General features: G+C 69.5%; 4 protein-coding genes. 2 read left to right on the top strand and 2 right to left on the bottom strand.

The features are described from left to right. Positions 1–19: 19 nt before the first annotated feature. Complete coding sequence (locus PHC73_RS12555) at positions 20–955, bottom strand: DnaJ C-terminal domain-containing protein (RefSeq protein ID WP_300128823.1); 936 nt, start codon at positions 953–955, stop codon at positions 20–22. A 282-nt stretch (positions 956–1,237) separates the two neighbouring features. On the opposite strand from PHC73_RS12555, the gene PHC73_RS12550 reads away from it, so the two are divergent. Both PHC73_RS12550 and PHC73_RS12545 read left to right on the top strand, forming a co-directional pair. Beyond that, positions 1,238–1,666, top strand: coding sequence for an Hsp20/alpha crystallin family protein (locus PHC73_RS12550; RefSeq protein WP_366949883.1), 429 nt, complete (start codon positions 1,238–1,240; stop codon positions 1,664–1,666). A gap of 19 nt (positions 1,667–1,685) precedes the next feature. After that, positions 1,686–2,057, top strand: coding sequence for an Hsp20/alpha crystallin family protein (locus PHC73_RS12545; protein ID WP_300128817.1), 372 nt, complete (start codon positions 1,686–1,688; stop codon positions 2,055–2,057). 81 nt (positions 2,058–2,138) lie between these two features. Here PHC73_RS12545 and lpdA read toward each other — a convergent pair whose 3' ends face one another. Further along, positions 2,139–3,548 carry a dihydrolipoyl dehydrogenase gene (gene lpdA, locus PHC73_RS12540; RefSeq protein WP_300128814.1) on the bottom strand — a complete coding sequence of 470 codons (1,410 nt, stop codon included), beginning with the start codon at positions 3,546–3,548 and terminating at the stop codon, positions 2,139–2,141. Positions 3,549–3,571: the final 23 nt, after the last annotated feature.

Raw genomic sequence — 3,571 nt, 5'->3', positions numbered from 1 at the left:
TCGGTCTCGTTCATGGAAATCAGCTCCCGCGACGTGGATCGAAGGCGAGCTCGCGCGCCATGGTTTCGTAGAGTTCCCGCGCGCGCGGCGTGTTGGCCGGCGGCAGCACCACGCGCAGGTGCAGCAGTAAATCGCCGGGCGGATCACCGGGCAGGCCCTTGCCGCGCACACGCAGCTCGTTGCCGCTTTGCGCGCCGGCCGGAATGCGCACCTTGACCTCGCCGGCCGGCAGCGGCACGGCGATCACCGCGCCGAGCGCGGCCTCCCACGGCGCCACCGGCAGCGTCACGTGCAGGTCGCGGCCGTCGACCCGGTAGCGCTCATCCGGCCGGAAGTGCACCTCCAGCAGCAGGTCGCCGGCCGGGCCGCCACCGGGGGACGGATGACCCTGCCCGGCCAGGCGGATCAGCTGCCCCTCGCGCACGCCCTTGGGGATGCTCACGCGCAGCGTGCGCTGCTTGAGCTGCACGTGCCCGCTGGCGTCCAGCGTCGGCACGCGCAGCGTGATGTCGCGCGTGGCGCCGGTGTAGGCGTCGGCCAGGTCGAGATAAATGCGGGCGTAATGATCCTCGCCGCGGGTAGCGCCGCGCCGCGTGCGCCCGCGCCCGCCACCCAGGTGCCCGAACAGCTCGGCGAAGAAGTCCGAGAAGTCGCCCGCCTCGTGCGGCCCGAAGCCGGCGGTCGAAAACTCGAAACCGGCGTCCCAGCCCGGCGGCGGGCGGAATTCCTGGCCCGGTTGGTAGCCGCTGCCGAGCTGGTCGTAGGCGGCTCGCTTGGCCGGGTCCGACAGCACCGCGTAGGCCTCGTTGATCTCCTTCATGCGCGTTTCCGCATCCGGCTCTTTCGACACGTCCGGATGGTATTTGCGCGCCAGCTTGCGAAAGGCTTTTTTGATGGCGTCCGCCGTCGCATCGCGCGGCACGCCGAGGATTTGGTAATAGTCCCGATATTCCATGCGCACGTCCTGGCAATACGGTGGTGGGCCGGTTCAGCAAATGGTGGCGACGTTCATCGCAGGCGAGCTGCAGCACGGCGCCGCCAGGGATGGAGGTTTCCCCGGCTGCCCTGCGCCCGCCCTGCCCGTGCCGCCTCGCAACAAATAGGGTTACCCGGCCGCCGGCTCAAGGGTGGCCGGGCCGCCCCTTGAAATCCGGCAATGCGGCGCCTACCTAGCGTTCGAGGCAACGAACCGGGGCGACGCGAAGCCGTCCCTCACCCCAGGAGAACCAGCATGGCAATCTACATGAATCCGTTTCCGTCCGATCTGTTTGCCGAATTCGACCGCATGCGGCGCGAACTCGACCGGGTGTTCGACCTGTCGACCGGCATTCGCGGACTCGGCAGCCGCTTTCCGGCCCTGAACGTCGGCTCGACGCCGAAGTCGGTGGAAATCTTCGCCTTTGCGCCCGGTCTGGACCCGGCCAGCATCGAGGTGCAGATCGAAAAGGGCTTGCTGACCATCAGCGGCGAACGCAAGCCGCCACAGGTGCCGGAAAAAGCCACCGTGCACGTGGGCGAGCGTTTTGCCGGGCGCTTTCACCGCGTGCTGAGCCTGCCGGACGACATCGACCCGGCGGCCGTCAGCGCCAGCTACCGTGACGGCGTGCTGCATATCAGCGCGCAGCGGCGCGAATCGGCGCAGCCGCGGCGCATCACTGTCCAGTAATCACCCGAGGGCCACAGCCATGAACCAGAACCCCGAAACCCAACTCGCCCAGCGCCCGCAGCCGGCGTTGTTGCCAGCCGTGGACGTCATCGAGGATGCCGCCGGCATCACCCTGTATGCCGACCTGCCCGGCGTGCCGCGTGACAAGCTCGACATTCGTGTGGAGGGCGATCAGCTCACCATCGAGGGCGAGCTGCAGCTGCCCATCGCCGAGGGTTTGGAAGGCACCCACGCCGAGGTGACGCTGCCGCTGTACCGGCGCGTGTTCAACCTGTCGCGCGAGCTGGATACCACCAAGGTGGCTGCCGAGCTGCGCGACGGCGTGCTGACGCTGCGCATCCCGAAGGCCGAACACGCCCAGCCGCGGCGCATCGAGGTGCAGGCGGCGTAAACGCAAGGCCGACGCTACGGTGTCGGCGGGTGCGGTACATCGGCTCGAGGCGGCGCCCGGCGCCGGCGCCGCCTCGGCGATTCAGCGCCGCTTGGGCGCGATGATGTCGGTGACGCTGCCGTCGAACACTTCGGCGGCCATGCCGATGGTTTCCGACAGCGTCGGGTGCGGGTGGATGGTGAGCGCCAGATCCTGCGCGTCGGCGCCCATCTCGATGGCGAGCACGCCTTCGGCGATGAGATCACCGGCGCCCGGGCCGACGATGCCGACGCCGAGCACGCGCCGGCTTTTCGGCTCGAACAGGATCTTGGTCAGGCCCTCGTCGCGGCCGAGCGTGAGGCTGCGGCCGTTGGCGGCCCACGGGAAGGTGGCTTTCTCGTAGGCGGTGCCGTCTTTCCTGGCCTGGTTTTCGGTCAGGCCCGCCCAGGCGATTTCGGGGTCGGTGAACACCACCGCCGGGATGGCGAGCGGCGCGAACGCCGCCTTGTGCCCGGCGATCACCTCGGCCGCCACCTTGCCCTCGTGCGCGGCCTTGTGGGCCAGCATCGGTTCGCCGGCCACGTCACCGATGGCGAAGATGTTTTTGACCGCCGTGCGCCGCTCGGCGTCGACCTCGATGAAGCCGCGCTCGGTCACCCTCACGCCCAGCGCCTCGAGGCCGAGATTCTGGCCGTTCGGCCGCCGGCCGACCGCCACCAGTACGCGGTCGTGGCGCGCGTTGGCGGCGCCATCCGGGCCTTCGAAGCTGACCTCGATGCCGTCTTTGTGGGCGACCACGCCGGTGACCTTGGTCTTGAGGCGAATCTCGGCGAACTGCCCGGCCAGGCGCTTGGCGAGCGGCTTGACCAGATCGGCATCCGCTCCCGGCAGCAGACCGTCCATGAACTCGACCACGCTCACCGCACTGCCGAGCGCGCGGTACACGGTGGCCATCTCGAGCCCGATGTAGCCGCCGCCGATCACCAGCAGCTTGCCGGGGACGTCTTCCAGCGCCAGCGCGCCGGTCGAGTCCATCACCCGTGGGTCATCCGGCAGGCCGGGGATGCGCGCCGGCGTGGAGCCGGTGGCGACGATAGCGTGCTCGAACTGCAGCTCGGTCGTGCCGTCGCTGCCGGCCACGCGCAGGCTGTTCGGCCCCTTGAAGCTGGCGCTGCCGGTCAGCACGCGCACCTTGCGCTGGCGGGCCAGAGCGGCCAGGCCGTCGGTGAGGCGCTTGACGACCTTGTCCTTGTGGCCGCGCACGCCGTCGAGATCGATCTTGGGCTTGCCGAAGTCGACTCCCGGCGTGTGCGCTGCCTCGTCGATCACCTTGGCGATGTGCAGCAGCGCCTTGGACGGGATGCAGCCGACGTTCAGGCACACGCCGCCCAAGCGCTGCTCGCGCTCGACCAGCGTGACCTCGAGGCCCAGATCGGCGGCGCGAAAGGCTGCACTGTAGCCGCCGGGTCCGGCGCCGACCACGACCAGCTGCGTTCGGATGGTTTCGGGCATGGGGTTCTCCGGGCCAGGTCAGG

The organism is Immundisolibacter sp., assembly GCF_028696615.1.
Lineage (GTDB): Bacteria > Pseudomonadota > Gammaproteobacteria > Immundisolibacterales > Immundisolibacteraceae > Immundisolibacter.
The sequence above is the reverse complement of the archived record's forward strand: the minus strand, read 5'-3'. Positions and strand labels throughout refer to the sequence as shown.

Coding starts and splice junctions, on each gene's coding strand:
- PHC73_RS12555 (WP_300128823.1), bottom strand. CDS start 955: ATGGAATATCGGGACTATTACCAAATCCTCGGCGTGCCGCGCGATGCG.
- PHC73_RS12545 (WP_300128817.1), top strand. CDS start 1,686: ATGAACCAGAACCCCGAAACCCAACTCGCCCAGCGCCCGCAGCCGGCG.
- lpdA (WP_300128814.1), bottom strand. CDS start 3,548: ATGCCCGAAACCATCCGAACGCAGCTGGTCGTGGTCGGCGCCGGACCC.